Source organism: Streptomyces sp. NPDC051684 (assembly GCF_044453445.1).
In the GTDB taxonomy this organism is placed as follows: Bacteria; Actinomycetota; Actinomycetes; order Streptomycetales; family Streptomycetaceae; genus Streptomyces.
In genome coordinates this window covers 148,206-173,698 of the sequence record NZ_JBITCS010000011.1, presented here as the reverse complement: position 1 = coordinate 173,698, position 25,493 = coordinate 148,206, and the positions used below count along the sequence as shown (strand labels likewise).

General features: G+C 71.3%; 24 protein-coding genes. 6 read left to right on the top strand and 18 right to left on the bottom strand.

Annotated features, from left to right (window positions below):
* Window positions 1-15: 15 nt before the first annotated feature.
* The 5 genes from ACIA8D_RS16115 to ACIA8D_RS16095 form a co-directional block, all read right to left on the bottom strand.
* Window positions 16-1,146: an aminotransferase class V-fold PLP-dependent enzyme gene (locus ACIA8D_RS16115; protein WP_399232495.1), complete on the bottom strand. Its 1,131-nt coding sequence runs from the start codon at window positions 1,144-1,146 to the stop codon at window positions 16-18.
* Between the two features lie 83 nt (window positions 1,147-1,229).
* Window positions 1,230-1,946: a DsbA family oxidoreductase gene (locus tag ACIA8D_RS16110; protein ID WP_399232493.1), complete on the bottom strand. Its 717-nt coding sequence runs from the start codon at window positions 1,944-1,946 to the stop codon at window positions 1,230-1,232.
* Window positions 1,947-2,142: 196 nt separating this feature from the next.
* Complete coding sequence (locus tag ACIA8D_RS16105) at window positions 2,143-2,616, bottom strand: GNAT family N-acetyltransferase (RefSeq protein WP_399232491.1); 474 nt, start codon at window positions 2,614-2,616, stop codon at window positions 2,143-2,145.
* Between the two features lie 506 nt (window positions 2,617-3,122).
* A complete protein-coding gene (locus tag ACIA8D_RS16100) occupies window positions 3,123-3,731 on the bottom strand; it encodes a DUF1349 domain-containing protein (RefSeq protein WP_399232488.1) in 609 nt (202 codons plus the stop codon).
* Between the two features lie 45 nt (window positions 3,732-3,776).
* Window positions 3,777-5,309 carry an aldehyde dehydrogenase (NADP(+)) gene (locus tag ACIA8D_RS16095; protein WP_399232486.1) on the bottom strand — a complete coding sequence of 511 codons (1,533 nt, stop codon included), beginning with the start codon at window positions 5,307-5,309 and terminating at the stop codon, window positions 3,777-3,779.
* A gap of 131 nt (window positions 5,310-5,440) precedes the next feature.
* Between ACIA8D_RS16095 and ACIA8D_RS16090 the strand changes: the two genes are divergently transcribed.
* The 5 genes from ACIA8D_RS16090 (at window position 5,441) to ACIA8D_RS16070 (ending at window position 10,087) form a co-directional block, all read left to right on the top strand.
* Window positions 5,441-6,223, top strand: a complete 783-nt coding sequence (locus ACIA8D_RS16090) for an IclR family transcriptional regulator (protein ID WP_399232484.1) — start codon at window positions 5,441-5,443, stop codon at window positions 6,221-6,223.
* A gap of 126 nt (window positions 6,224-6,349) precedes the next feature.
* Window positions 6,350-7,810, top strand: a complete 1,461-nt coding sequence (locus tag ACIA8D_RS16085; protein ID WP_399232482.1) for a peptidoglycan D,D-transpeptidase FtsI family protein — start codon at window positions 6,350-6,352, stop codon at window positions 7,808-7,810.
* Window positions 7,811-7,933: 123 nt separating this feature from the next.
* Window positions 7,934-8,512 (top strand): SigE family RNA polymerase sigma factor, encoded by a 579-nt coding sequence (locus tag ACIA8D_RS16080; RefSeq protein WP_399232480.1) that lies wholly within the window; start codon window positions 7,934-7,936, stop codon window positions 8,510-8,512.
* Window positions 8,509-9,165 (top strand): hypothetical protein, encoded by a 657-nt coding sequence (locus ACIA8D_RS16075; protein WP_399232478.1) that lies wholly within the window; start codon window positions 8,509-8,511, stop codon window positions 9,163-9,165. Before ACIA8D_RS16080 ends, ACIA8D_RS16075 begins: the two co-directional genes overlap by 4 nt.
* Window positions 9,166-9,259: 94 nt before the next feature.
* The gene (locus tag ACIA8D_RS16070; RefSeq protein WP_399232477.1) at window positions 9,260-10,087 is read left to right on the top strand and encodes a pectate lyase; all 828 of its coding nucleotides are present in this window, start codon (window positions 9,260-9,262) and stop codon (window positions 10,085-10,087) included.
* A gap of 53 nt (window positions 10,088-10,140) precedes the next feature.
* Here the strand turns inward: ACIA8D_RS16070 and ACIA8D_RS16065 are convergent, their stop codons facing one another.
* Window positions 10,141-10,935 (bottom strand): HAD family acid phosphatase, encoded by a 795-nt coding sequence (locus ACIA8D_RS16065; RefSeq protein WP_399232475.1) that lies wholly within the window; start codon window positions 10,933-10,935, stop codon window positions 10,141-10,143.
* Between the two features lie 242 nt (window positions 10,936-11,177).
* Between ACIA8D_RS16065 and ACIA8D_RS16060 the strand changes: the two genes are divergently transcribed.
* A complete protein-coding gene (locus tag ACIA8D_RS16060) occupies window positions 11,178-11,414 on the top strand; it encodes a hypothetical protein (protein WP_399232474.1) in 237 nt (78 codons plus the stop codon).
* 13 nt (window positions 11,415-11,427) lie between these two features.
* Here the strand turns inward: ACIA8D_RS16060 and ACIA8D_RS16055 are convergent, their stop codons facing one another.
* From ACIA8D_RS16055 to ACIA8D_RS16000, 12 genes are all read right to left on the bottom strand, one after another.
* Entirely contained in the window at window positions 11,428-12,537 is a 1,110-nt protein-coding gene (locus ACIA8D_RS16055; RefSeq protein WP_399232472.1) for a pectinesterase family protein, read from the bottom strand.
* Between the two features lie 179 nt (window positions 12,538-12,716).
* Window positions 12,717-14,027, bottom strand: coding sequence for a polysaccharide lyase family 1 protein (locus ACIA8D_RS16050; RefSeq protein ID WP_399232470.1), 1,311 nt, complete (start codon window positions 14,025-14,027; stop codon window positions 12,717-12,719).
* A 61-nt stretch (window positions 14,028-14,088) separates the two neighbouring features.
* Window positions 14,089-14,925, bottom strand: coding sequence for a rhamnogalacturonan acetylesterase (locus ACIA8D_RS16045; protein ID WP_399232469.1), 837 nt, complete (start codon window positions 14,923-14,925; stop codon window positions 14,089-14,091).
* A 115-nt stretch (window positions 14,926-15,040) separates the two neighbouring features.
* On the bottom strand, window positions 15,041-16,411 hold the full coding sequence (locus ACIA8D_RS16040) for an ABC transporter substrate-binding protein (RefSeq protein WP_399232467.1): 1,371 nt from the start codon (window positions 16,409-16,411) through the stop codon (window positions 15,041-15,043).
* On the bottom strand, window positions 16,408-17,979 hold the full coding sequence (locus ACIA8D_RS16035) for a family 43 glycosylhydrolase (RefSeq protein ID WP_399232465.1): 1,572 nt from the start codon (window positions 17,977-17,979) through the stop codon (window positions 16,408-16,410). The genes ACIA8D_RS16040 and ACIA8D_RS16035 overlap by 4 nt, the downstream gene beginning before the upstream one ends.
* Entirely contained in the window at window positions 17,976-18,851 is an 876-nt protein-coding gene (locus ACIA8D_RS16030) for a PmoA family protein (protein WP_399232462.1), read from the bottom strand. Before ACIA8D_RS16030 ends, ACIA8D_RS16035 begins: the two co-directional genes overlap by 4 nt.
* Entirely contained in the window at window positions 18,848-20,083 is a 1,236-nt protein-coding gene (locus tag ACIA8D_RS16025) for a Gfo/Idh/MocA family protein (RefSeq protein WP_399232460.1), read from the bottom strand. Before ACIA8D_RS16025 ends, ACIA8D_RS16030 begins: the two co-directional genes overlap by 4 nt.
* A gap of 8 nt (window positions 20,084-20,091) precedes the next feature.
* A complete protein-coding gene (locus ACIA8D_RS16020; RefSeq protein WP_399232585.1) occupies window positions 20,092-20,937 on the bottom strand; it encodes a carbohydrate ABC transporter permease in 846 nt (281 codons plus the stop codon).
* Between the two features lie 77 nt (window positions 20,938-21,014).
* Window positions 21,015-21,956 (bottom strand): carbohydrate ABC transporter permease, encoded by a 942-nt coding sequence (locus ACIA8D_RS16015; protein ID WP_399232458.1) that lies wholly within the window; start codon window positions 21,954-21,956, stop codon window positions 21,015-21,017.
* 174 nt (window positions 21,957-22,130) lie between these two features.
* Window positions 22,131-23,885 (bottom strand): L-arabinonate dehydratase, encoded by a 1,755-nt coding sequence (araD, locus tag ACIA8D_RS16010; RefSeq protein ID WP_399232456.1) that lies wholly within the window; start codon window positions 23,883-23,885, stop codon window positions 22,131-22,133.
* The gene (locus ACIA8D_RS16005; RefSeq protein WP_399232454.1) at window positions 23,882-24,808 is read right to left on the bottom strand and encodes a dihydrodipicolinate synthase family protein; all 927 of its coding nucleotides are present in this window, start codon (window positions 24,806-24,808) and stop codon (window positions 23,882-23,884) included. Before ACIA8D_RS16005 ends, araD begins: the two co-directional genes overlap by 4 nt.
* Window positions 24,805-25,476, bottom strand: coding sequence for a GntR family transcriptional regulator (locus ACIA8D_RS16000; protein WP_399232452.1), 672 nt, complete (start codon window positions 25,474-25,476; stop codon window positions 24,805-24,807). The genes ACIA8D_RS16005 and ACIA8D_RS16000 overlap by 4 nt, the downstream gene beginning before the upstream one ends.
* Window positions 25,477-25,493: the final 17 nt, after the last annotated feature.

Genomic DNA, 25,493 nt, shown 5'->3' with positions numbered 1-25,493 from the left:
GAGAGCGGCCGGACTTCAGGCGGAGAGCGCGCCGAGGAGGCGGTCGACGTCGGCGGGCGTGTTGTAGAGGTGGAAGGAGGCCCGCAGATTGCCCGCCCGGTTGGAGACCTCGATGCCCGCGCGCCGCAACTCGTCCTGCTTCACGCCGAGTTCGGGGACGGAGACGATCGGGGACCCGGGCGAGGGCACCGGCTCGTACCCCGGCCGTGCGAGTCCCACCCGGAAACGGTCGGCGAGCGCCAGGTCGTGGGCGCGGATCGCCTCCGGGCCCAACTCCTCGATGACGGCGAGGGATTGGCGGGCCCCGGTGTACGCGACGAGGCTCTGGGTCTCGTCGAACCGGCGGGCCGAGCGGGCGGGTTCGGTGACGGGCCCGTAGCAGCTGCCCCAGGGGTCCTCGCCCGAGACCCAGCCGCCGAAGACGGGCGCGAGCGCGTCGAAGCCCTCGGGGTCCGCGGGGCCGACGAAGAAGACGGCGCCGCGCGGGCAGGTCAGCCACTTGAAGGCGACGGAGGCCAGATAGTCGGCGTCGGCCGCGTGCGCGGCGACCGGGTACCAGCCGGACGCCTGCGAGACATCGACGTAGAGCCGGGTGCCGTGCGCACGCGTGGCGGCGCGCAGAGCGGGCACGTCGGCGATCCTGCCGTCGGCCGACTGGGCCGCGCTCACCGCGACGAGCGCGGTGCCGGGACGTACGGCGTCGGGGAGCGCGTCGAGCGGCACGGCACGGATCTTGAGGTCGCCGCGTACGTGGAAGGGGTTGACGGTCGAGCTGAAATCGCCCTCCGCCGTGAGGACTTCGGCGCCCGCGGGCAGCGAGGCGGCGATGAGGCCGCTGTAGACGGCGACGGACCCGCCGGTCGCGACCCGGTCCACCGGGACGCCGGCGATCCGTGCGAACGCGGCGCGCGCCTCCTCCACGTCGGCGAAGAGCGAGTCGGGGGAACGCCCCTCGGCCATGTCGTCGATCGCGGACCGCATCGCGTCCGCGGCCCGCGCCGGGAGCAGTCCGGAACTCGCGGTGTTCAGGTAGGTGGTGGCGGGGGCGTACTGCGCGCGGACCAGCTCCGCGTCGAGGACCTGGGCCTGAGCCCGAGCATGCTCCTGGGCCTGGGCCTGAACCTGGTGGTCACCGGATGTCTCCATGGCACCCACTGTGCCCCGCCGCCAACTGCGCGTCCATTGCGAATAATTACGGAGTACGCCTAAGCAGCGCTTATGTGCGCAGGTCAGGCCCGCGGCACGGCGCAGCCGTCGGGGCCGCAGGCGTCGCCGCCGTCCGCGCTGTCGATGACGGTGAGCGGGGAACGGTCGGCCCACGCCTGGGTCAGGGCCTGCGTGAACACCTCGGCGGGCTGGGCGCCGGAGACGCCGAACTTGCGGTCGAGGACGAAGAACGGGACACCGTTCGCGCCGAGTTCGGCGGCCTCGCGCTCGTCGGCGCGCACCGCGTCCGCGTACGCGTCGGGGTCGGCGAGCACGGCCCGCACCTCGGTCTCGTCGAGGCCGGCCCCGACGGCGAGCCGCACGACGGCCTCCGTGTCGCCGAAGACGGAGGTCTCCTCGGCGAAGTTTCCCCGGTACAGGGCGTCGATCATGGCGTCCTGCACGCCCCTGTCCAGGGCGAGGTGGAGCAGCCGGTGCAGGTCGAAGCTGTTGCCGAAGTCCCGGCCCTCGGTGAGGTAGGGCAGGCCGAGGGCGCCGGCCTGCTGGCCGAGGCCCTGCTCGTTGGCGGCGGCCTGGGCCTCGCTGATGCCGTACTTCTTGGCGATGTACGGCACGACGAGGCCGGTCTCGCCCGGCTTGGCGTTCGGGTCGAGCTCGAAGGACCGGTGCACGACCTCTACGTCGTCCTTGTGCGCGAACCCGTCGAGCGCCTCCTCGAAGCGGGCCTTGCCGATGTAGCAGAACGGGCAGTTGATGTCGGTCCAGATCTCGACGCGCATGGGGTTCTCTCGGTCTCTCGTTCCGGGGGTGCGGAGCGTGTACGGGTATACGGGGGTACGGGTATGCGGGTATGCGGGTATGCGGGTATGCGAGGGCGTACGGCTACGTGTGTGTGGCCGCGCGGGGCGGGGTGGTGCTGGGTGGTACTGGGTGGTGCTGCCCCTGCGCTCCGCTACAACCGGACGGAGCCTCCGCTCATTCCCCGACGGGTGTGAGGCGCATCCGGCGGTGCGTGCTCCCGCGGCCCTCCGGGCCCTCGTCGATCCAGCCGTGGCGGGCGTAGAACGACTGGGCGCGAGTGTTGTCCCCGTGCACGATGAGGTGGACCTCGGCGACGCCGTCGACCCGCCACTGCTCGACGCAGGCCGCGTGCAGCTCCGTGCCGACGCCGCGGCTCCAGTGGTCGGGGTCGACCTGGAACTGATACAGCACGGAGGCGTCGGCCGGGGCCTCGTCGGGCCGCCGGAAGGAGGCAAGTCCGACGACGACGCCGTCCCTGACACAGACGAGTACGTGCCCGTGCGGGCGGGCTATGGCCACCTCCCACCGCTCGACCCACGCGCCCGGGTCCCCGTCGTCCGGCATCCCCTCCCGGTAGTAGGTGGCACGGGCCCTGCGGTGCAGGGCGGCGAGGACGGGGGCGTCGGCGGCTACGGCGGTGCGGATCATGCCCCAAAGGACGCGGTTCGCCTCCGGCGGGGTTTCGCCGTGGGGGGTCGGGCGGCGTGATTTGTGCGGGTGGGTGGGGTGGGGGTGGCGGGGAGGTGGTGTGACGGGCGCGGGGGGCTGGCCTGGGCCGGGCCGGGGTGAGGGGGGGTGTGTGACCGGTCCACCGGGGGTGGGACTTTCCCACCCCGCCGGGGCGGCCGATCGCTCCGGCGGGGTGGGGTCGGCCGCCGGGGTGGGTCCGGTGGGCGCCAGGCCCCAACCCCGGTCGGACCCAAGCCCCGGAGCGGGCGGGCTGGTGGGAGATGGGCGAGGAACGGGGCCTGAGCGCCGGGCACCGTAAGCAGGCATTGGGCCACGGTCTCTGGGCAACCGGCGCCGACCCACGGGCCTTGGGCCCCCGCCCCGCCGTCACAGCCGCGCGCAGCGTCTCGTCGGGGACGTGGAGCGGGTGGCCGGGCCGCGCCGAGAGGCTCCCCGCCTCGGCCCGGTCCCGGCGGAGCCGACCGTCAGGAGCCGTCCCGGAGGCCCTTCGGCCAGGTGGGGCGGTGTTCGATGTGGTCGTAGGTGACGACGCAGCCCTCCCCCACCGGGGACTGCGCCAGGAAGCCGACCAGCGCCGAGGACGCGGACTTCTCGTCGCCGAGGGAGAAGATGCGGATGAACGTCCACGTCTCGCCGTCGGTCGAGGCGTGGAACGCGAACGCCGAGCCCGTCCGGCTCACACGGAGCCACACCGAGGAACCCGGCACCACGAACGCGTTCGCGTCGTCGGAGTGACCGCGGGTGACGACCGTACAGATCGTCGGCTCGTCCGGGGACCGCTCGAAGCAGAGCTTCGCCCACTCCCGGTCGCCCACATGAACGTAGAGCACCCCCGCGTCGAAGGCCGCGGCGAAGCCGACCGTGACGCGGGCGATCAGCTGGAAGTCACCGTCGGGTGCGCCGAGGAGCCGCGGCGCGTCCGACGCCGGTTCCTGCGAGGAACCGGTCGGCGGCACGAAGCGGTCCTGGCGGGGCCCCGCCCACCCGGTGAGCACCCCGTCCTCGTACGACCAGTGGCCGTCGGGTCCGTACGTGCGCAACGGGAAGGGCAGGGGCGGTATTTCGAGGTCCATGCCGTCAGTCTCGCAGGGGCCCGCGGGCCCCGTCCGGTCGGAGCCTCAGTTCTCCAGGCGGCCGTTGAAGCGGCGCGGCAGGCCCAGCGGGTTGTCGTCGCGCAGCTCCTGCGGAAGGAGCGCCTCGGGCGTCGTCTGGTACGAGACCGGGCGCAGCCAGCGCTCGATCGCGGTGCCGCCCACCGACGTGGACGTCGACGTCGTCGCCGGGTACGGGCCGCCGTGGTGCTGGGCGGGGGCGACCGCGACACCGGTCGGCCAGCCGTTGACGAGGACGCGGCCCGCGATGGGCGTCAGCTCGGCGAGGATCTCGGCGCCCCGGCCCTCGCCCGCGGCCTCGCCGGACGACAGCTGGACCGTCGCCGTGAGGTTGCCGGGCAGCCGGTTCAGCACCGCCGTGATCTCGTCGGCCGTCTCGTAGCGGGCGACGACCGTCACCGGGCCGAAGCACTCCTCCAGGAGGAGGTCGTGCGCGCCGCCCTCGGTCGTGAGGCGCGTGGCCGGGACCGTGAGGAAGCCGGGCGCCACCGTGTGCTCGCTGCCCGCGCCGGGGGTCACCGGGGCTTCCACGTCCGGGAGTTCGGCGCGCGCGGCGACACCGGCGACGAAGTTGTCGCGCATGCGGTGGTCGAGGAGCACGCCGGACGCGGTGTCGCTCACCGCGGCCGTGAGGGACTTGACGAGGGTGTCGCCCGCCTCGCCCTTCGGCGCGAAGACGAGACCCGGCTTTACGCAGAACTGGCCGACGCCCAGCGTCATGGACCCGGCGAGCCCGGTGCCGATCTGGTCGGCGCGCTCGGCGGCCGCGGCCTCGGTAATGACAACCGGGTTCAGCGAGCCCAGCTCGCCGTGGAACGGAATCGGCACCGGACGCGAGGAGGCGGCGTCGAAGAGCGCGCGGCCGCCGCGTACGGAACCGGTGAAGCCGGCCGCGGACACCAGCGGGTGCTTGACCAGCTCGACGCCCGCGTCGAAGCCGTGCACCAGGCCCAGCACGCCCTCCGGGATGCTGTGCTCCGCGGCGGCCCGCCGGATGGTGGCGGCGACCAGCTCGGAGGTGGCCGGGTGGTCGGGGTGCGCCTTGACGACGACGGGGCAGCCGGCGGCGAGCGCGCTCGACGTGTCGCCGCCGGGCACGGAGAAGGCGAACGGGAAGTTCGAGGCCGCGTAGACGGCGACGACGCCCAGCGGGATCTTGTAGCGGCGCAGGTCCGGGATGGGCGGCGTCGCCGTGTCGTCGGGGTGGTCGATGACGACGCCGAGGAACGCGCCCTCGTCGACGATGTCCGCGAACTTCCTCAACTGGAAGCAGCTGCGCGCGAGTTCGCCGGTGAGCCGGACCGGGCCGAGCGCGGTCTCCGCGTCCGCCGCCTCGACGAGGTGGTCCTTGGCCTCTTCGAGGCGGTCGGCCGCGGTGCGCAGGAACGCGGCGCGGACGGTGCGGTCGGCGAGAGCGGCGCGGGCGTCCTGCGCGGCGCGCACCGCCTCGTCCACTTCCTGCGCCGTGGCCTCGTCCGCGACCTGCTCCCGCTGCTTCCCGGTTCGGGGGTCGACACTCCAGACTGGTGTTGCTGCCACGGCACATTCCTCCAGCTTTTCTCGCCGCGCACCCGGGTGAGCGACGAGCATCGTTCGATATACTGAACGCTGTCTCTGATGATGAACTACTCACCGAGACTATTTCTCGTCGAACGAAGGGGTCAAGGGCGATGTCGGCAGACGAGACGGGGGCCGCGGCAGGCGGCGGGCAGGTCAAGTCCGCGGTGCGCACCGTGGAGTTGCTCGAGTACTTCGCGGGCCGCCCCGGGATGCACTCCCTGGCCGCGGTGCAGGAGGCCGTCGGATACCCGAAGTCCAGCCTGTACATGCTGCTGCGCACGCTCGTCGACCTCGGCTGGGTGGAGACGGACGCCACCGGCACGCGGTACGGCATCGGGGTGCGCGCCCTCCTCGTGGGCACCTCGTACATCGACGGCGACGAGGTCGTGGCGGCGGCCCGCCCCACGCTCGACCGGCTCTCCGACGACACGACGGAGACCATCCACCTGGCCCGGCTCGACGGCACGAACGTCGTCTACCTCGCCACCCGTCAGTCGCAGCACTATCTGCGCCCCTTCACCCGCGTCGGCCGCCGGCTGCCCGCGCACTCCACGTCGCTCGGCAAGGCGCTGCTCGCCACCCACACCGACGAGCAGGTGCGCAAGCTGCTCCCGGAGACGCTTCCCTCGCTGACCGAGCACACGGTCACCGACCGTGAGCGGCTCATCGAGGAGCTGCACCAGATCCGGGAGCAGGGGTTCGCGGTCGACCGCGAGGAGAACACGTTGGGCCTGCGGTGCTTCGGTGTGGCGATCCCGTACCGTACGCCGGCCCGGGACGCGATCTCCTGCTCGGTCCCGGTGGCGCGGCTCACGCCCGCGCATGAGCAGATGGTCACGGACGCGCTCTTCGACGCGCGTGACCGGTTGACCCTGGCGACACGGAGGCTGTGACCCGGTCACGGGGCTCCGCCCCGGACCCCGCGCCTCAATCGCCGGCGGGGCTTGATTGATGAACGTACGGTGAGAAAACGCACGGTCAGGAACGATTCGCGCCGACTCGCTCGTCTTCCGTACGCGATGAACAAGACGATCAGGCGCGCCTCCGTCTTTACGCTGCTCCTCGTGTTCGCCCTGCTGGTCAGGGCGACCTGGGTGCAGTTCTATGACGGCCAGGCCCTCGCCAACAGCGACGACAACCGGCGGAAGACCATCTCGCAGTACGCGAATCCGCTCGGCGACATCATCGTGGGCGGAAAGGCGGTGACCGGCTCGACGAAGACGGGCGACTCCAGCGACCTGAAGTACAAGCGGACCTACACCGACGGTTCGCTGTACTCGGCGGTGACCGGCTTCACCTCGCAGGTGTACGGCGCCACGCAACTGGAGGGGATCTACCAGAGCGCGCTCGACGGCACCGACACCCAGCTGAAGAGCCCGCTGGACACGCTCACCGGCAAGAGCAGCGACCCCGGTGACGTGATCACGACGATCGACCCGGGCGTGCAGAAGGCCGCGTACAGCGCTCTCGGCGACAAGAAGGGCGCCGCCGTCGCGATCGACCCGGACACCGGCAGGATCCTCGGCATGGTGTCGACGCCGTCCTTCGACCCCTCGAAGATCAGCGGCTCCGGTTCCGAGGACGCCGCGGCCTGGCAGCAGCTCGCCAAGGACAAGGAGGCGCCGACCGTGAACCGGGCGCTCAAGCAGGCGCTGCCGCCCGGTTCGACGTTCAAGCTGGTGGTCGCCGCCGCGGCGCTGGAGGACGGCCTGTACTCGTCGGTCGACGAGAAGACCCACTCGCCGAACCCGTACAAGCTCCCCGGCACCAGCACGTACCTGAAGAACGAGAGCGCCTCCGCGCCCTGTGAGAACGCGACGCTGCGGACGGCGTTGCAGTACTCCTGCAACAACGTCTTCGGCAAGCTCGCCGCCGACCTGGGCAAGGACAAGGTCCGGGCGACAGCCGAGAAGTTCGGCTTCAACGACGCCAAGACGGATGTACCGGTGCGGGCCGGCGTGAGCAAGTACCCGTCGAAGATGGACGACGCGCAGACGGCCCTGTCCGGCATCGGCCAGTTCGACGTGACGGCGACGCCGCTGCAGATCGCGATGGTCTCCGCGACCATCGCGAACGGCGGCGAGCAGGCGTCCCCGCACATGGTGTCCCAGGTGACGAACGCCGACGGCGACGCGGTCAAGGAGTTCGCGGACGACGACAGCACCCGGGTGGTCAGCGAGCGGACCGCCTCGCAGTTGCAGTCCGCGATGCAGACCGTGGTCTCGGAGGGCACCGGCAGCAACGCGCGGATCGACGGCGCGACCGTCGGCGGCAAGACGGGCACGGCGCAGCACGGCGAGAACAACAGCCAGACGCCGTACGCCTGGTTCACCTCGTACGCGAAGGACGACTCGTCCGGCAAGAAGGTCGCCGTGTCGGTACTCGTCGAGCAGTCGAACGCGGCCCGCTCCGAGGTCAGCGGCAACGGCCTGGCAGCGCCGATCGCGAAGGCGATGATGGCGGCGGCGTTGAAGAACTGACGCTTCCTCAATCCCAGTTCCACCGAAGGGTGTCCGGTATCACGGACACCCTTCGGTGCGTCGTACGCAACGCTGGTACGCTCACGCCTCCCCCATCGGGCCGCCACTGTGAGGAGGGGTCGGGTGAGCACGGTCGATGACGCCGGGGACGATTCCGCTTCTGCCGAGTTCCACGCCTTCTTCGAACGGCACCACCGCGAACTCGCCCGGCTCGCCCACCTGTTGACGGGCGAGCCGGACGCCGCCGACGACCTCGCGGCGGACGCCCTGCTCGCGCTCTGGCACCGCTGGGACCGGGTGCGGGACGCCGAGCACCCGGTGGCGTACGCGCGCGGTGTCGTCGCCAACCTCGCGCGCACCCGGATCCGTAGCGCGGTGCGCGAGCGGCGGCGCGTGGCCCTCTTCTGGTCCGGCAGGCAGGACCGCACGGACGGGCCGGACGTTCCCGCGGTCGTCGACGTGCAGGGCGCGCTGCGCGAACTCCCCTTCCGCAAACGGGCCTGCGTGGTGCTGCGGCACGCCTTCGACCTGTCGGAGAAGGACACCGCGCTCACGCTCGGCGTCTCGGTCGGTACGGTGAAGAGCCAGACCTCGAAGGGCATGGCCGAGCTGGAACGACGGCTGGGGCACGGTGAGCCCGCATCCGGGCGCGTACGGTCGGTCGGCGCGCCGCTCGATGCCACGGAAGGGGGCCGTCGATGAGCGAGGAGGACGTGCGGCAGCGGCTGCGCGCGGCCGCCGACGCGCATCGGCCCGACCGGGCGCGGATGCTCGCCCGCGTCGAGCGCGGGATGCACGCGCCGGGGCGGCGGCCCGCGGTGGGCTGGGTACGGATCGCCGCGCTCACGGCGGGCGCCGCGGGGGCGCTCGCCGTCGGCGGTTTCGCGGTCGGCTCGGCGCTGCGCCCCGATCCGGGGCCGCAGCAGCGGCAGGTCGCGGTGGAGCCCGCGGCCGACCCGCTGTGGGCCGATGGCTCGGTGGACCCGGGGTCCAACGCGTACTGGGCACAGTCCAACGTCACGTTCAAGACAAGGCGCGAACTGACGTCTCTCACCGTCGAGTTGCGCGTGGCGCAGACCGGGAAGGTCAACAGCACGGGCCACTGGCGCTCGCTGCCCGCCGGCGACTTCAAGGAATCCGTCGCCGAACGGGACGGGTTCCTCGTGTACCGGTGGGCGCTGAGGCCGGGGCGTACGGTTCCGGTGGGTCAGCATGTGTTCGCCGGGCAGTACAACCACGCCGAGGGCGGCCGGGACGCGGGCGCGGACGAGTACTCCGTGAGCGGGCGGACCGGTGGCGGCCAACGAGTTTCCGCGGGCGGGGACTTCGCGCCTGTTTCCGGGCATCGGGGTTGACGTCTCGGGGCTCTGCCCCGGCCCCCGCGCCTCAATCGCCGGCGGGGCTCGGTTTGGGCGGCAACCCTTCCCCGGTCGGTGACCACTGAAGGGCATGACCAACACAACGCGACACACTCATCGCCGCCGCACCACCCGCCGCAGAGCCCTGCTCGGTGGGCTCGGGGCGCTCACGCTCACCGGGGGCGCGCTCATGGCGAGCGGCATGCTCGGGACGGCTGGCGCCGCGACCGCGTGGCCCTCAGCCACCGGCACCCAGGCCGTCAGCAGTTCCATCTCCGTCTCGGGCACGTACGACGGCGGGCTCAAGCGGTTCTACGGCTCCGGGGACCTCGGCGGCGACGGGCAGGAGGAGGGGCAGGACCCGATCTTCAACCTGAAGGACGGCGCCACCCTCAAGAACGTGATCATCGGCTCCCCCGCCGCCGACGGAGTGCACTGCGCGGGCAGTTGCACGCTCCAGAACGTGTGGTGGGAGGACGTCGGCGAGGACGCGGCCACCTTCAAGGGCAAGTCGACGTCGTCCGTCTACACGGTGTACGGCGGCGGCGCGAAGAAGGCCGACGACAAGGTGTTCCAGTTCAACGGCGCGGGCAAGCTCGTCGTCACCAAGTTCCAGGTCTCCGACTTCGGCAAGCTGGTCCGCTCCTGCGGCAACTGCTCGACGCAGTACAAGAACCGCAGCATCACCATCAACGACGTCGACGTGACCGCGCCGGGCAAGTCGATCGTCGGCATCAACTCGAACTACGGGGACACGGCCGCCCTGCGCAACGTCCGCATCCACGGCGACAGCAGCAAGAAGATCAAGCCGTGCGTCCGGTTCGAGGGCAACAACACCGGCGCCGAACCCAAGGAACTGGGCAGCGGCCCCGACGGCACGTACTGCCGGTACACGGCGTCCGACCTGACGTACGACTGAGCCGACAAAGTCCGTGGGGTGCGGCGCGGCCGCACCCCACGGACCTCCTGGCCTCAGTCCACGTAGTACGTCGGGTTCGGGAGCTTGTACGTCCTGTGCGCGTACCCGCCCTCCAGGTCCGAGAACTGGTCGCCGAAGTTGCCGACGATGTCGTAGCCGCGCGACTCGATGTGCTTGCGCGTCGCCGACTTGTACTGCACCGTCGTGCAGTTCCAGGCGGCGGCCGTGGCGCAGCCGGCCAGGTACGCGGGCGGGTTCGCCTTGTCCTTGAGGAAGACGTGGTCCGCGTCGAGGTTGACGTCGATGCCGACCTTCTTCAGGTTCTGCACGGCGGCGGAGCGCTGCGTCTCACCGAGCCCCGAGTTGTAGAAGACCTCGACGCCCTTGGACTCGGCGTACTGGATGAGCGCGGGCGTGCCGAAGACGGCGGGGCGGTTCGCCTTGCCCACATACTCCTTCCAACTCGCGTCGTTGTAGACGTAGTTGGTCTTCTTCTCGTAGTCGAGGCTGAGCAGCAGCGTGTCGTCTATGTCGAAGACGATCGCGGGCCTGTCGCCCTTGCCGTGGTGCTGCCGGGCCGCCGCGGCGATCTGCCGCTTCGCGCCCTTCTCGATACGGGCGAGGTCATCGGCGTACGGGCTGTCGGGCGAGGCCTGCCAGACGCCGTCGGCGTCCTGCTTCGCGCCGTAGTAGGTGTCGATCTCCTTGGTGAGCAGGCCGATGTTGTGCGGCTCGGCCGTGGCCTTGTCGCCGGTGGAGCCCGCGTCGGCGGAACCGGCGGTGACGACGCCGGCGAGTACGAGGGAAGCGACCGTCGCGGTGGCGGCGGCGAGATGGCGCTTGCGCATCGGTGACGTGATCCAATTCTGGCCGTGACGGCCGCGGAGGCCGTCGGGGACGGGGGATTCGTGCAGGTGGATGCATGTCTACGCGCATCACATGAGTCCCGCGACCGGCTTTACCCGATCGATACCCGACGCCGATATGGCCGCACCATTGCTCCTGCATGGCGCCTTGTTGACCGTGCCTTGAAGGGGCCCCTTCTAGGGTCGGAGGAAGCGCTTCGACCCACAGAATGCAGGTCCCCACCGTGACCGTGCCCCCGACGAGTCTTCTCCCCCTCGCCGCCGGCGACCGCGCCACGTCGCCGGTCCTCCTCGGCTTCTTCGCCGTGGGCGGGGTCGTCGCCATATCGGCCGGGCTCGGTTGGGCGTTCGACCTCCGCGGCCTGGCGCCCGTGGGCTACCTCCGCGTCCTGGGCGCGGCCCTGACCCTCACGGGCCTGGTGCTGCTGTTCGTCACCTACGCCTTGTGGCACCTGGGCTGACGGGCGGAGCGGCTCACGCCCACGGGCGCCACTCCCCCAGATACGTCTCCCGTGTGTGCGTGGCCGCCTGCTCCGCGGTGAGCTGCGGGCGGTTCCCGGGGATCGTCGCCTTGGCGCCGGGGCCGGTGTTCCGGTACTCCGCGAACCGCTGGTCCTGCCACGGGAAGCTCTCCGACATGTTGGCGTAGGGCTCGGCCGCGTCGATGCCGCGGCCGAGCCGCGACTCGCGGACGACCAGGGCGGGCCTGGCCGTCGTGTCGGAGCTGGGCACCCAGGGGCGGGCCAGCTTGTAGTACGCGTCCGGGGCCGTGGAGCCGATCCGGCCGCGGACGACCAGGAAGCCGAGCCGGTTGGCGCCCGCCGTCGACGGCGCGAACACGAAGCCGTACGGGGCGGAGGTGAGGTCCGTGCGGTCGAGCGTGCGGAAGTCGCAGCGCTCGAAGACCGCGGTGCCGCGCCCGAAGACGAAGTCGACGTCGCCCTCGACGTAGCAGTCGTGGAAGTACTGGCGGGAGAAGGCGGTCAACGCGGGCGAATCGGCGTACAGCGTGTCCTGGTGGCCGAGGAAGCGGCACCGGTGGAACGCCGAGCGGTCGCCCGTCACCTTGACCGCGACGGCCTGCGTTCCGGTGATCCCCGGGTGGTCCGCGCGCAGCCAGTCGTTGGCGAAGGTGAGGTGGTGTGCGGTGAAGCCGTCGGGGCGCAGGGTGACGGTGGCGCTGCCGGTGGTGCCGTACGTGCCGGAGCCATCGGGCTTCGGGGTGCCGGCGGCGTTGTCGTACACGATGACCGTGTCGCGGGGGTCACCGGTAGCGCCGATCCAGGTCGTGCCGGTGGCCGTGGCCGGGACGGTCACCGTTTCCCGGTAGGTGCCGGGGGCGAGCACGAGGGTGTGGCCGGGGGTGGTTGCGGCGGATGTCGCGGCTTGCAGGGTGAGGTGGTCGCCGGCGCCGCGGGGGTCGACGTAGAGGGTGGTCGGGGTGAGGCGGGATCGGGGTGAGCCGTAGCGGCCGAAGGGGGTTCGGCGGGGTGGTGTGATGGCGCTTGATGGGGTGCTGGCGGCGGCGCTCAAGGCGAGCGCCGCGCCGGCGATGACGCTCCGTCTTGGGATGCGGGTGGGCATGGTGCGGCTCCTGGGAATGTGGCCGGCGATCGGGGCACACGTCGCGGGGCTCCGCCCCGGACCCCGCGCCTCAATCGCCGGCGGGGCTTGAGATGGGCAACCGGCGCCGGGGCAGGTGAATTGCTCAGCCGAACCCGGGGGCAAGTGAAGTCCTCAACCGGCGCCGGGCATCGCAGGGCTCAGCGGAGACGGTCCGGGCCGGCGCCCCGCGCCACCACCCGCGGCACCGACTTCGCCGGGTCCACGTGGCCTCGCAAGGTCGGCTTCCAGCCCGCTCCCTCGCGGAGGGGGGTGTCCGCGTGGTCCTTGTTGTAGGCCGCCACGAGGTCGACCGGCTTGCCGTTCACGTGGTTGCCGGTGGCCGTCAGGGGATAGTCGTTCCAGCGGTGCAGGACGGCGCCCGCCGACATCCCCTTGGGCAGCGTGAACGCGTTCTTCTCCGCGTAGAGCTGCGACTCGAAGCCGATGCCGAAGGAGTAGGCGTAATCGACTTTGCCCACATACGAGTTGTTGTAGACGTCGACCTGCCCGAACCGGACGCGCGGGGCCCGCTCGACGAGGTTCTTGAAGAGGTTGTGGTGCAGGGTCACGCGCAGCTTGCCGCGGTCCGTGGCCGCCGCGCCGTCGCTGTTGCCGATCATCAGGGTCTTGTCGTGGTCGGCGAAGACGTTCCAGGAGGCGGTCACGTAGTCGGCACCCTTGACGATGTCGAGTTCGCCGTCGTGCTGCTGGTAGATGCGGCCGTAGTAGGTGGGGAGAGCGGAATCCGGGTGGTCGCCGTCGGTGAACTCGTTGTGGTCCAGCCAGACATGGGTCGAGTTGTAGACGACGGCCGCGTCGTACTCGGAGTTCCAGTTGCCGGTGTCGCCGTCCGTCGGGTCCCACTGCGGGAAGCAGTCGAGCGGGGACTCCAGGGTGAGGCCGCGCACGATGACGTTGTCGACGCCGTTGATCTGGAGGCTGCCGCCGACGATGCCGGGGTTCTTCCCGACGCCGATGATCGTGGTGTTGGCGGGCACGTTCGTCTTGATGGCCTTGGCCTGGGCCACCGCCGACGCGGCCCGCAGGTCCTCCTGCGCCCCGCTGACCTCCTTGTCGTAGCCCCAGACCTTCGGGTCGTAATCGGCGAGGTACCGGTCGAAGTCGTAGCCGTCGGCGGCGAAGTCGGCGCAGGTCGCGCCGTCCGCGTCGAGGGTGCCCTTGATCTTGACGATCTTGGGTGCCGCGCCGCCGTCGGCGAATGCGGCCTTCAGTTCGGCCCAGGTGGTGACGGTGTAGACGTGTGCGGCGTCGGCAGTGGCGCCGCCCGTGGTGCCGGTGGTGGCCGCGCCCCAGCCGTCGCCCTTGGCGAGGGGCTGCCGGGCGAGGTCGCGGCCATGGGGCTCCGCCGCGCCCGCGGCGGTGACCGTGCCGGTGACGGCGAGGACGACAGCGGTGCAGCCTGCGGCGACGACCGCGTATCTCTGCTTGCTCTTCCTGTGTGCGCTCACTGTGCGGCTCCTGGAGGACGGTGTCGAGGAATCTCGGGCGGGGGATGTCAGGCGAGGATTGTCAGGCAGGGGTGGTCCCGGCGAGCCAGGTCAGCCGGGACTGCCAGGCCGGGTCCAGTTCGTCGAGGGCGCCGGGCCCGTCGCCGGTGCGGCGCACGTCACGGGCGCGCAACACCTTGCGGCCGAGCAGTTCGGTGGCGACCAAGCGGGCCACCGCGATCGCGCCCGGCGGGTTGAAGTGCGTGTTGTCCTGCTCGGTCGCGGTCCAGTTGAAGTACGTCTTCGTGGCCTCGACGCCGAGCTTCTGCCACAGGGCCAGGGACAGCGCCTGGATGTCGAGCAGCGCGACGCCCTCCCGTTCGGCGAGGGCGCGCATCGCTGCCGGGTAGTCGCCGTGGGTGGGCAGGGGGTTGCCGCCCGCGTCGAACTTTCTGCGCTCGACGGCGGTGGCGAGCACCGGGCGGGCGCCCCTGGCCCGCGCCCCGTCGACGTACAGCTTCAGGAAGTCCTGGTACGTCGACCAGGGCTCGGTGTAGCGCGTGGTGTCGGCGCTCTTCTCGTCGTTGTGCGCGAACTGGATCAGGAGGAGGTCGCCGGGGCGGATCGCGGCGAGGATCGCATCCAGGCGGCCCTCGTCGGCGAAGCTCTTCGAACTGCGGCCGTTGACCGCGTGGTTGGCGACGCGGACACGGTCGGCGAGGAAGAACGGGAGGGCCATGCCCCAGCCGGTCTCGGGCTTGGCGTCCAGGTACTTCTGGGCGGCGGTGGAGTCGCCCGCGATGAAGAGGGTCCGGCGGTCGTCGCGGCGGGCGGTGGCCGCCGGGGCCGGGGCGGCGAGGGCCGCGGCGAGCGGCAGGGAGGCGAAGGCGGCCAGGGCGGTTCTTCGGGTGGTCGACACGTCGAGGTGCCGTCCTTTCAGAGACCAGGGTGTGGTGGGGCCGGCGACGGGAGCCGCGGGGCACGAGGCGTCCCGCCGCCGGCCCGGTCAGAGGTGAACAGGCATTCGGTGACCGCTAGTTGGCCTGCTGCTTCCATTCGGCCTGCGCCTTGTTGAGCTGGTCGGCGAGCGAGTCGAGGAAGGTCTTCGCCGTCGTCTTGCCGAGCATGACCTTCTGGAAGTCGTCCTCGTTGTCGGCCTTGGAGATGGTGTTCCAGTCCGGCAGGTAGTACGGCAGCTGCACGATCTTGGTGGAGCCGGACTGCAGGGCCTCGGCCGCGAGCTTCGTCGGCTCGGACTTCTGCACCCAGTCGTCCTTGGCGGCCTCGGTGTTGGCCGGGATCTGCTTCGCCGACTCGTTCCACTTGCTGTTCTCCGCGTGCGAGGCGGCGAACTCCATGAACTTCCAGGCGGCCTTCTTGTTCTTGCTCGCCTTGAACAGGCCGAGCCCGTCGACCGGGTTGGAGACCTGGACGCGGGTGCCGCCCGGGCCCGTCGGGTTGGGGATGCCGCGGAACTTGGTGCCGAAGGCCTTCACGTGGTCCCCGTAGGAGCCGAGGTTGTGGCTCAGCATGCCGATCTTGCCGCTGTCGTACTGCGCGACCATCTTCGTGAAGTCGTTGTTGACGTCGGCGGCCGGCGTCGACTTCTTGTAGAGGTCGGCGTACTTCTGGAGCGCGGCCACGTTCTTGGGGTCGTTGACCGTGGTCTTCTCGTTGTCCGCGTCCCAGAACGAGGTGATGCCGCTCTGCCCGTACGTGGCGTCGAGGGCCTGCGCGATGGAGCCCTCACCGCCGCGGATGGTGTAGCCGAACTCGTTCTTCCCGGTGTCGGTGAGCTTCGCCGCCGCCTCGAAGAACTTGTCCCAGGTCGTCGGCGCGCCCAGGCCCGCCTTCTTGAACAGGTCGGTGCGGTAGTAGAGGACGCCGTTGTTGGCGGAGGTCGGCAGCTCGTAGAGCTTGTCGCCCGCGCCCGCGGACTTCACGGACTCCATGAAGGCGTCGTTGAGCTTCCCGTTGAGCGGGCTCGTGGCGATCCGCTCGTCGAGCGGTTCGAGGGCGCCCTGCGCGGCGATCCCGGCGAGCATCGCGGTGCCCACGCCGCCGACGTCGGGCAGTCCGCCGCCCTGGATGGCGGTGTCGTACTTGGACTGCACGTTCTCGGCGGGGATGCCGACGTACTTGACCTTGATGTTCGGGTTCTGCTTCTCGAAGTCCTTGATGATCTCCATCCAGACGTCGCGGCGCACGGCCGTGTTGTTGTCCCAGAAGGTGATCTCGCCCTTGCCGGAGCCCTCGTTCCCCTTGTCGCCGCCCGCCCCGCTGCCGTCGTCGCCGCAGGCGGTGACGGTCAGGGCGAGGACGGTGCTGATGGCGACGGCGGTGCCGGTGCGCAGTGCGGATCTGCGGATGCCGCTGCGGGTTCCTCTGCGTGCACTGATGGTCATGGTCGGCTCTCTTCTTCTGGATCCAACTGGAGGGTGGTGCTGCGAAAGTGCGTGAACCGTGCGGCGCCGGCGGCCTGACCACCGGGCGGCGCCGCCGCGAACAGGCCGAGCAGGGCGCCGACCCAGCGCCAGGGCTGGGCGGCGAACACCTGGCCCGAGCGCCGGAAGCCGTCTCCGGTGTCGACGAAGAAGCGGCAGCGGGCCCCGTCGGCGATGTCGACGCGCAGCCGCGCCGTCGCGCCGGGCGCCGCGCGCGGATGGGCGGCGTCGCGTTCCGCGTCGGCGGTGGTCTCGGCGAACCGGTGCACCACATGGACCGCGCCGTCCGCCCCGCGTTCGAGGCCGATCCATGTGTATGCGTCACCGAGCACGGCAAGTCCAGCGCGGGCGGCGGGAGTTGTGGCGTCGAGCCGGAGGTCGACCTCCACGCGGCTCGGCAGGAGCGGCAGCCGCTGGGTCAGCAGGTGGGGTACGCGGCGCAGGTCGCGCACCCCGTCGGCGGAGCGCACGCAGGTCAGCAGCAGCCCGTCTCCGCCGTGCGAACTCGTCCAGTCCGCCTCGGAGTTTGCCGTCCACTGCCACTGCGGGCCGAAGCGCCCGCCGGGGAAGTCGTCGTCCGTCGCGGGCGCCGTCACCGGCCGCGGCGGGAGCTTCGGCTTCTCGTGCACGTCGACGGGGGCGCCGTCGTCGCCGATCACCGGCCACCCGGAGGCGTCCCAGCGCATCGGCTGCAAGTGCACGACCCGCCCGTACGGGCCGCGCTGCTGGAAGTGCAGGAACCAGTCGTCGCCCGCCGTGGTGCGCACCCATCCGCCCTGGTGGGGTCCGTTGACGTCGGTGTCGCCCTGTTCGAGCACGACCCGTTCCTCGTAGGGCCCGAAGAACGAGCGGGAGCGGAAGGCGCCCTGCCAGCCGGTCTCGACGCTGCCCGCGGGAGCGAGGATCCAGTACCAGCCGTCGTGCCGGTAGACCTTGGGCCCCTCCAGGGTGAACCAGCCGGGAATGCGGTCCCCGTCGATCAACACCGTTCCTTCGTCGAGGAGTTCGCTGCCGTCGGGTGCCATGCGGTGGCCGGTGAGGCGGTTCTTGATGCCGGCGCGGGACTTCGCGTAGGCGTGCACGAGGTACGCCTCGCCGGTCTCCTCGTCCCACAGCGGGCAGGCGTCGATGAGGCCCTTGCCCGCCTTGATGAGGTGAGGGGCCGACCAAGGCCCTTGGACGGTCTCGGAGTTGACCTGGTACACGCCGTGGTCGGGGTCGCCCCAGAAGATCCAGAAGCGGCCGTCGTGGTGGCGGATCGACGGGGCCCACACGCCGCAGTCGTGGCGCGGGGTGGCGAAGGCCTCGGCGGGTTCGAGGCGGTCGAGGGCGTGCCCGACGAGCGTCCAGTTGACGAGGTCGCGGGAGTGCAGCAACGGCAGGCCGGGGACGCGGCCGAAGCTGGAGGCGGTCAGGTAGAAGTCGTCGCCGACGCGGACCACGTCGGGGTCGGACCAGTCGGCGGCGAGCACCGGGTTGCGGTACGTGCCGTCGCCCAGGTCACCGGTTCTGCGCGGCGTGCGGCTCATGCGGCCACCGCCTTGCGGACGAGCGTCGCGGCGCGTTTCCGGTCGAGCGTGCCGTCGGCGACGACCGTGACCACGCGGCGTACGGCGGTGTCGCCGGGGCCGATGGGCAGCCGGGCGGCGGAGGCGAGCGAGGAGCCGACGCCCGGGTACTCGTCGGTGCGGACGAACCACGGGTCGCGGCGGGTCTCGGCGGTGGCGCCCGCGAGGACGAGGGTCCAGCCGTCGCCCGCCATGGCCAGCCAGTCGGCGGGGCGGCCGTGTACGGCACTCTCACCCTCGGCGGCGGCGGTGAACACGGCCGGGGCCGCGACCTCCTTCGGAGCCCGCCAGAAGAAACCGCCGTACGCGGCGCCGGGACGCCCGTTGGTCGCGGGGCTGCCGATGCTCAGCGCGGCGTCCGCCGGGTTGGTGAGCGAGAACGTGAAGTCCAACGCCCAGGCATCGTCGCACAGTTGGGTGACGGCGACGGTGCGGCGCTCACGCAGGACGGGCACGCAGCCGTCCGCGATCCAGTCGAGGTCCTCCACGAACCCGTCCGGGTCGCACAGCTTGAACGCGCGGTGCCGCTGCTCGCCGTGGTTGTCGAGCTCGGTCGGCCCCCGGCCCTCGACGTAGGTGCGCCCGCCCCAGAAGTTGCGGCCCTCGACGTCCGGCACGGCGACGCCGACTCCGAGGTGGTGCGGGTGGTCGGCGGGCGCGAACTCGGTGACGGGGGTGCCGGCGAGCGTGGTCACCGGGTGCAGGAAGGGGCGCGGCGAGAGGCGGCGCGCGTCCTCCCCGGCGTACGGTCGGATCTCGTAGCGGGCGACGGGGCGGCCGGCGCAGTTCAGCGTCAGCGGGGCCGTGGCGAGGCCGTGCAGGGTGCGGGTCATGACGATACCTCCGTTCCGGGGCGGGCCCAGGACGCGCCGAGCCCGGCGAAGCCCGTGAGGCCGTCGGCGCTCGCGGCGACGAACCCATCGGCGCCGTGCACCACCCGGCGTACGGTGCCCGGCCGGTCGGCGGGCACCTCGCTCCACGCGTCGGCGGGCAGCGCCAGCGGGTCGGGGGCCAACCGGATCGCCTCGACCACGCGCATGAACGCGCCGGTGACGGCCGGCGGCACGAGCAGCGGCGTCTCCCCGTCGGTGGCGAGGTGGTCGACGAGGTTGGCCAGGAGGTCGGTGCGGCCGTGCACGGACTCCTCGGGGCCGCGGCCCGCGCGCTGCACGAGGACGCGGTCCTGCTTGTACCAGAACGTGATCCGGCCGCGGCTCCCGTGCACGACGACGTACGGCTCGTCGGGCCGCTCGGCGCACAGCGTCGCCGCGACGGTGACGCGCGATCCGGTGCGGGTGGTCAGCTCGACGTACGAGGTGTCGTCGGCCTCGATGGCGTTGGCGCGGTACAGCTCGGTGCGGATGGTGGTGAGGTCGGCGCCGCCGGTCGCGCCGTCGAGGGCGAGGGAGGTGGCGACGGCGTGAGCAAGGGGGTTGGTGAGCACGCCGTCGACGACGTCGACCGTCCGGCCGGTGCCGTCGGCGGCGGGGAGGCGGCGGCGACCGGCCCAGGGGGCACGCCGGTAGTAGGCCTCGTCGCGGGCCCAGGCTCCGGCGGCGCCGACGCCGAGGGGCTCGCCGATGGCGCCGTCGCGTACGAGATCTCGTACATGAGACACCGCATGCGAGCCGAGCGACTGGAAGCCGACCTGGCAGGCGATGCCCGCCGCGGCGACCCCGGCCGCCATCCGCTCGTACTCCGTGTACGACGGCGCGGGCGGCTTCTCCAGGAGCAGGTGCACGCCCCGCTCGGCGGCGACCAGGGCGAGCTGCGTGTGCGTCGGGATCGGGGTGCAGATGATCGCGATCCGGGCGCCGGTGCGGTCGAGCAGCTCCCCGAAGTCGGCGCTCTGCACGAGGTCGCCGGTCTCGAACCCGTCGAGTTCCGCCCCGTCCAGCGGCCGCAGCTCGCACACTCCGACGAGCCGCACCCGGCCCGCCTCCGCCAGGCCCCGCAGGTTGTTGAGGTGCCAGCGGCCGTGTCCGCGCGCGCCCGCGAGGACGACGGGAACGGGTTCGTGCATCGGGCCGCTGTTGTCCGTCCGCGTGATCGATTTGATCTTCATGGTGCTTGTCATCCCTTCACCGCCCCCGCGCTGAACCCCGTGACGAGCCATTTCTGAATGAAGGCGAAGACGATCACCACGGGCAGCGCGGCCACGACACCGCCGGCAGCGAGCGCGCCCAGGTCGACGGAGTCCGCGCCCATGAGGGTGGCCAGCCCGACCGGGATCGTCTGCTTGTCCTGGTTGGAGAGGAACATCAGGGCGAACAGGAAGTGGTTCCAGCTGTGCACGAAGGCGAAGGAGCCGACCGCGATGAGGCCGGGGCGCAGCAGTGGGAGGACGACGGCGCAGAACGCGCGGAAGCGTCCGCAGCCGTCGACCCAGGCGGCCTCCTCCAGCGAGTACGGCACGTTCTTGATGAAGCCGCTGATGAGGATCATCGTGAGCGGCAGCTGGAAGACGGTCTCGGCGATGATGACGCTGCCGAGCGAGTTGATCAGCCGCAGGTTGGCGAAGATCTGGAACAGCGGGACCAGCATCAGGGCGCCCGGAATGAACTGCGAGCACAGCAGCGCGAGCATGAAGCCCCGCTTGACCCGGAAGTCGAAGCGGGCGAGCGCGTAGCCGCCCGCCAGCGCCACGACTGTCGTCATCAGCATCGAGGCGAGTCCGACGAGCAGGCTGTTCTGGAAGAAGACCGCGAAGGACCGCTCGTTCCACACCTTGTCGAAGTGCTCGAAGGTGAGCGGCCACGGCACCAGGGAGGTGGATCCGGCGGGCCGGAACGCGAAGAGCAGCATCCAGTAGAAGGGGACGAGCGTGAAGAGGAGGTAGACACCGAGCGGCACATAGATCTGCCAGCGCGGGATGTGCTCCCAAGACGGACCTTCGCTCCCCTTCTTGGAGGGGCGCAGCGCGGCGCGGTGCCGGCCGCCTCCGGGAGCGGTGGCGGGCGCGGTCGTGGTGGCGGTCAATTCGGCTTCCTTGACGGTCACTTGTCCTCGCCCCCGAACTTGCTCAGGCGGAGATAGATCATCGAGCAGAACAGGAGGATCACGAAGGCGATGGACGTCAGCGCGGACGCGTAGCCGAAGTCGTGGCTGTCGACGGCGATGGAGGCGATGCGCAGCGGCAGGGTGGTCGTCTCACCCGCGGGTCCGCCGCCGGTGAGGGTGTAGAGCAGGTCGACGTTGTTGAACTCCCAGACCGCGCGCAGCAGCGTGGACAGGATGATCGCGTCCTTGAGGTGCGGCAGCGTGATGTGGAAGAACTGGCGCAGCCGGCTCGCCCCGTCGACCTCTGCGGCCTCGTACAGGTCCTTCGACACCGACTGGAGGTCGGCGAGGATGAGGATCGCGAAGAAGGGGACGCCGCGCCAGAGTTCGGCGGTCACGACGGCGGGGAACACGGTCGCCGTGTCGGACAGCCAGGACGTGCCGTACGAGCCGATCCCGATGTCGGCGAGGTAGCGCGTGATGCCGGTCTGCGAGTTGTAGAGCAGCATCCAGACGGCCGAGGTGAGCACGCCGGAGACGGCCCACGGGGAGAAGACGAGGGCGCGGGCCATGCCGCGGCCGACGAAGGTCTGGTTGACGACGAGCGCGAGCCCGAGGCCGAGCAGCAGTTGCAGCACCACCTGGACGACGACCCACTGGAGGCTGAAGCCCAGCGTCCGCCAGAAGTCCGGGTCGTTGGTGAACGCGGTGACGAAGTTGTCGAGTCCCGCGAACCCGTTGCGCCACGGCTTGGTCGGGTTGAAGTGCTGCACGCTGTAGTAGAAGACGCTGATGACGGGATACGCGATGAAGCCCAGCATCAGCAGCCCGGCGGGCGCGATCAGCAGATACGGGAGCCTGCGCGGGGTGGCTGACTTGCGGCGCCGGGGCGGCGACGCGCCCTGCGGTGCTTTGGCCACGGCTGCGGCTTGGGCCATGACGGGAACTCCGTTCTCGGTGGCTCAGGTCGGTGCTTCTTGCTTCTTCACGGGGCGTGTTCACGGGGCGTGTTCACGGGGCGCAGAAAGCGCTTGCACGGGGCACGTATCGAAACGCTTCGCAGACGGTGTTCGGGGTGTCGGCCATGAAGACCGGCGATGGTGCGGGGTGGCTCAGCTCGCGTACGGGTCCTGCACCGTGCCGGACCGCGCCAGGAAGGCGAAGTCGCAGCCGGTATCGGCCTGGGTGATCTGCTCGTCGTAGAGCACGCCGTAGCCGCGCTGGTGACGTTCGGCGGGTGGCGCCCATTCGGCTCTCCGCCGTTCCAACTCCTCGTTATCCACGTCGAGTTGGAGCGAGCGGGCAGCGACGTCGAGCGTGACGGTGTCGCCGCTGCGGACCAGCGCGAGCGGTCCTCCGACGTGCGATTCGGGTGCGATGTGCAGGACGCACGCCCCGTAACTGGTGCCGCTCATCCGGGCGTCGGAGAGCCGCACCATGTCGCGCACGCCCTGCTTGAGCAGGTGGTCGGGGATGGGCAGCATGCCGTACTCGGGCATGCCGGGCCCACCCCTGGGGCCCGAGCCGCGCAGCACCAGGACGCTGTCGGCTGTGATGCCCAACTCCGGGTCGTTGATGGTGCGTTGCATGGTCTTGTAGTCGTCGAAGACCACGGCCGTGCCGGTGTGCTTGAGGAGCCGTGGCTCGGCGGCGATGTGCTTGATGACGGCGCCGTCGGGGCAGAGGTTGCCGCGCAGGACCGCGACGCCACCCTCGGCCGCGACCGGGTTCGTACGGGGGCGGATCACGTCGTCGTCGTGCACCTCGGCGCCCTCGATCTGGTCGCCGAACCGCCCGTTGACCGTGGGACGTTCGAGGTGCAGCAGGTCGGTGATCCGGGAGAGGAACGCCGGCAGGCCACCGGCGAAGTGGAAGTCCTCCATCAGGTACGTCTGGCCGCCCGGCCGCACGTTCGCGAGCACGGGAACGGTGCGCGCGATCCGGTCGAAGTCGTCGAGGGCCAGCGGAACGCCGGCCCGCCCGGCCATGGCGATGAGGTGGATGACGGCGTTGGTGGAGCCGCCGAGCCCGAGCACCGTGGTGACCGCGTCCTCGAATGCCTCGGGGGTGAGGATCCCGGAGGGCCTGAGCGCGGTCCAGGCCAGGTCGACGGCACGGCGCCCGGAGGCGGCGGCCATTCGCTCGTGCGCGGAGTCGACGGCCGGGATCGAGGAGGCGCCCGGCAGGGTCATGCCGAGGGCCTCGGCCGCCGCGGTCATGGTGGACGCGGTCCCCATGGTCATGCAGTGACCGGGCGACCGGGCCAACCCGCCCTGGAGTTCCCGCAGTTCGCAGTCGGTGAGGTTGCCCGCGCGGTGCTCGTCCCAGTACTTCCACATGTCGGTGCCGGAACCGAGGGTCTCGCCGCGCCAGTGACCGGGCAGCATCGGCCCGGCCGGCACGAAGAGCGCCGGCACGTCGGCGGAGGTCGCGCCCATGAGCAGGGCGGGGGTCGACTTGTCGCAGCCGCCGAGCAGCACCGCCGCGTCGACCGGGTAGGAGCGCAGCAGCTCCTCGGTCTCCATGGCGAGCAGGTTGCGGTAGAGCATGGGGGTCGGCTTCTGGTACGTCTCCGAGAGCGTGGAGACGGGGAACTCGAGCGGGAAGCCGCCCGCCTGCCACACGCCCCGCTTCACGGCCTCGGCGCGCTCGCGCAGGTGCACGTGGCAGGGGTTGATGTCGGACCAGGTGTTGAGGACGGCGACGACGGGGCGGCCCTTGTACTCCTCGGCCTCGTAGCCGAGTTGGCGCATCCGGGCGTTGTGCGACCAGGTGCGCAGCTGGCCTTCGGTGCCGTACCACTGGTGGGAGCGGAACTGCTCGGGGCTCAGCCGCCGGTCGCCGGGCGGTCTCCGGTCGGTGCTCATATGGACCACCCCGCGGCGATCTCGGCGACCTCGGCGCGTGCCGCCTCCGGCAGTTCCTTGCTCGGCGGGCGGACGTCGCGGCGGCACAGGCCGAGCGATGCCAGGGCCTCCTTGACGACGGTGACGTTGTTGGCGGAGGCGTCGGCGCCGCGGAGTTCCTCGAAGCGGCGGATCTGCTCCCACACCTTCATGGCGGCGGCGTGGTCGCCGGATCGAAGCGCTTCGATCATGGACAGCGAGACGCTCGGCGCGACGTTCACGAGCCCCGAGGTGAAGCCGGTGGCGCCCGCGGAGAAGTAGGAGGGCGCGTACGGCTCGGCGAGCCCGGCCACCCAGACGAACCGGTCGAGGCCCGCGTCCCGGGCGAAGCCGGCGAACCGTGCGGCGTCCGGCACCGCGTACTTCACGCCGATCACGTTCGGGCAGGCGGCGCCGAGCTCGGCGAGCCGGGCACCGGGCAGCGCCGCGTTCCTGAGGTAGGGGACGACGCCGAGCTCGGGCACGGACCGCGCGATGGCCCCGTGGTAGTCGACCCAGCCGACCTCGGAGACGTAGGGGTGCACGGGCTGGTGGACCATCACCATGTGGGCGCCGTGCTCGCGGGCGTGCCGGGCGGCCTCGATCGCGGTCGGCACGTCATGGCCGACGCCGACCAGGACGACGCCCCGCTCCCCCACCTCTTCGAGGGTCAGCTCGGTGACGCGGCGGCGCTCCTCGGGGGTGAGGGCGTAGAACTCTCCGGTGTTCCCGTTCGGCGTGAGGGTGCGCACCCCGCTGTCGAGCAGGCGCCGCAGCAGGGCCCGGTACCGGCCCTCGTCGACGGATCCGTCCTCGGCGAACGGGGTCACCGGGATCGCGACCACGTCCGCGAGCGCGGCGCGCTGGGTCTCGAACGTGGCCGGCGTGACCGATGTGGCAGTCATGAGTGGTGCTCACCCTTTTCTTCCCGGTCCTCCCGCACGTCGGGGAAGGCCCGCTCGACGAACGACGCGATGTGGTCCCGCAGCGCGCGCGAGGCACCCTGGGCGTCCCCCGCGAGGGCGAGCTCCAGGATCTCCCGGTGCTCGGCGGCCTCCCGGTCCCACGAGGGGTCGGCGGCCCACGCCACGGCGGACACCAGGGCGGCCTGGTCGCGGACCTCGTCGAGCATCCTGCCGAGCAGCGGGTTGCCGCAGGGGAGGTAGAGGGCGCGGTGGAACTCCCGGTTGGCGAGGGAGCGCTGGGCGGTGTCGCTCGCGGTGGCGGCGCTGTGCAGGGCGTCGCGGGCGGCGTCGAGGGAGGCGCGGCGGCGCACGGTGCGGCGCAGCGCCTCCGGTTCGAGCAGCAGCCGCACGTCGTAGACCTCGCGGGCCATGTCGGCGTCCACCATGCGCACCGTGACGCCCTTGTACTGGCTCATCACGACGAGTCCGGTCCCGGCGAGGGTCTTGAGCGCCTCGCGCACCGGGGTCTTGGAGACCCCGAACTGGGCGGCGACATCGGTCTCCACCAGGGCCTGACCGGGCCGCAACTGCCCAGTCAGGATGCGGTGCTTGATCTCCTCCAGGACGTACTGGGTGCGGGAGGGGATCGGCGTGGGCACAGAGGTCATGCGGGCCTCTCGTATGG

Bases quoted from the DNA above. Each gene is read 5' to 3' on its own strand.
- ACIA8D_RS16115 (WP_399232495.1), bottom strand. From the start codon at position 1,146: ATGGAGACATCCGGTGACCACCAGGTTCAGGCCCAGGCCCAGGAGCAT.
- ACIA8D_RS16110 (WP_399232493.1), bottom strand. From the start codon at position 1,946: ATGCGCGTCGAGATCTGGACCGACATCAACTGCCCGTTCTGCTACATC.
- ACIA8D_RS16105 (WP_399232491.1), bottom strand. From the start codon at position 2,616: ATGATCCGCACCGCCGTAGCCGCCGACGCCCCCGTCCTCGCCGCCCTG.
- ACIA8D_RS16100 (WP_399232488.1), bottom strand. From the start codon at position 3,731: ATGGACCTCGAAATACCGCCCCTGCCCTTCCCGTTGCGCACGTACGGA.
- ACIA8D_RS16090 (WP_399232484.1), top strand. From the start codon at position 5,441: ATGTCGGCAGACGAGACGGGGGCCGCGGCAGGCGGCGGGCAGGTCAAG.
- ACIA8D_RS16085 (WP_399232482.1), top strand. From the start codon at position 6,350: ATGAACAAGACGATCAGGCGCGCCTCCGTCTTTACGCTGCTCCTCGTG.
- ACIA8D_RS16075 (WP_399232478.1), top strand. From the start codon at position 8,509: ATGAGCGAGGAGGACGTGCGGCAGCGGCTGCGCGCGGCCGCCGACGCG.
- ACIA8D_RS16070 (WP_399232477.1), top strand. From the start codon at position 9,260: ATGACCAACACAACGCGACACACTCATCGCCGCCGCACCACCCGCCGC.
- ACIA8D_RS16065 (WP_399232475.1), bottom strand. From the start codon at position 10,935: ATGCGCAAGCGCCATCTCGCCGCCGCCACCGCGACGGTCGCTTCCCTC.
- ACIA8D_RS16055 (WP_399232472.1), bottom strand. From the start codon at position 12,537: ATGCCCACCCGCATCCCAAGACGGAGCGTCATCGCCGGCGCGGCGCTC.
- ACIA8D_RS16040 (WP_399232467.1), bottom strand. From the start codon at position 16,411: ATGACCATCAGTGCACGCAGAGGAACCCGCAGCGGCATCCGCAGATCC.
- ACIA8D_RS16035 (WP_399232465.1), bottom strand. From the start codon at position 17,979: ATGAGCCGCACGCCGCGCAGAACCGGTGACCTGGGCGACGGCACGTAC.
- ACIA8D_RS16030 (WP_399232462.1), bottom strand. From the start codon at position 18,851: ATGACCCGCACCCTGCACGGCCTCGCCACGGCCCCGCTGACGCTGAAC.
- ACIA8D_RS16025 (WP_399232460.1), bottom strand. From the start codon at position 20,083: ATGAAGATCAAATCGATCACGCGGACGGACAACAGCGGCCCGATGCAC.
- ACIA8D_RS16015 (WP_399232458.1), bottom strand. From the start codon at position 21,956: ATGGCCCAAGCCGCAGCCGTGGCCAAAGCACCGCAGGGCGCGTCGCCG.
- araD (WP_399232456.1), bottom strand. From the start codon at position 23,885: ATGAGCACCGACCGGAGACCGCCCGGCGACCGGCGGCTGAGCCCCGAG.
- ACIA8D_RS16005 (WP_399232454.1), bottom strand. From the start codon at position 24,808: ATGACTGCCACATCGGTCACGCCGGCCACGTTCGAGACCCAGCGCGCC.
- ACIA8D_RS16000 (WP_399232452.1), bottom strand. From the start codon at position 25,476: ATGACCTCTGTGCCCACGCCGATCCCCTCCCGCACCCAGTACGTCCTG.